General features: G+C 71.4%; 1 pseudogene. It reads right to left on the minus strand.

Annotation, left to right across the window (positions count from 1 at the left end):
• Positions 1-1,316, minus strand: a pseudogene (locus DWF00_RS29290) (autotransporter outer membrane beta-barrel domain-containing protein); the annotation flags it as partial.

Below are 1,316 nucleotides of genomic sequence, written 5' to 3' on the forward strand. Positions count from 1 at the left end.
GTGCCGCCGCTGCCGCCATTGCCGCCGAGCCCGACATTGACGCTGAAGGTGTTGCCGCTGCCATTGGCCACGGCATTGCCGCCGGCTCCGCCGCCACCGCCGACGCTTTGCGCCAGGATGCCGGCCGCATAGTCGCCGAAGGTCAGGATGCCACCGGTGTTGATGACGTTCACCCCTCCCGCCGTGCCACCGGTGCCGCCGCTGCCGCCGCTGTCGACGGTGAACTGGAAGAGCTTGTACTTGCCGTCGGTGAAGTCGCCGGTATCGGAGCTGGAGGCGCCGCCCAGGCCGCCGCCGCCGGAGATGCTTTGCGCCAGGATGCCGTTGGCGCCGTCGCCCAGGGTGAGGACGAGGCCGCTGTTGCCGACGAAGGCGAGGCTCGACGCGCCGCCGTCGCCGCCCTTGCCGGCAAGCGTGGTCGTCACCGAGATGCTGGGCGAGGTGACGGTGACCGCCGCCGCGCCGGCCGATCCGCCGGCGCCACCACCACCGGTGATGCTTTGCGCGACGATGCCATGCGCCGAGGTGCCGCTAGTCAGGACGCCGCCGCTATTGATGACGCTCGCAGTTCCGCTGCTTCCACCAGTGCCGCCGGCGCCGCTCATGGTCAGCGTCAGGTTCACCGACGGGGTATCGCCAGCCGAGACCTGGAAGTTGTGATTGGTCGCCGAGCCGCCGGCACCGCCGCCACCCGAGATGCTCTGCGCCAGCAGGCCGTAGCTATGGTCGCCGCCGGTGACCACCATCCCGCCATTGCCGATGGAGGCATTGCCTGCCGCGCCACCCGCACCGCCGCTGCCGCCGATCGCGACCGAGGCCGAGATCTGCGCGCCGGCATTGAAGGTGTGCGCCGCGCCAGCCATGCCGCCGCCGCTGGTGATGCTTTGCGCGGCGATGCCGGTGGCGTAGTCGCCCCTCGCCACGACGACGCCGTTGTTCTGGACGGAGACGGCGCCGCTCTGGCCGCCGGTGCCGCCATTGCCGCCGATCGAGAGGCCGAGCGGACCGAAATTGGTCGAAAAAGCATCGCCGCCGCGCCCGCCGCCGCCGCTGATGCTCTGCGCCAGGATGCCGGTCGAATTGTCGCCGTGGCTGGAGATCGTGGTGCCGGCAACTCCGGCCGGGCCGTTCTGCTGCGGGATCACCCCGTTATCGACCGTGACGTTCTGTCCGGCGCCGCCGTCGCCGCCATTGCCGCCGATTGCGACGCTCGCGAGGATGCCGCCGACGCTGACCGAGCCGCCAGCGCCGCCGCCGCCCCCGATGCTCTGCGCCAGGACGCCGTCGGAGAAGGCACCGGTGGTGACGATCGAGGA

It is taken from the genome of Allobosea caraganae (assembly GCF_003351345.1).
In the GTDB taxonomy this organism is placed as follows: Bacteria; Pseudomonadota; Alphaproteobacteria; order Rhizobiales; family Beijerinckiaceae; genus Allobosea; species Allobosea caraganae.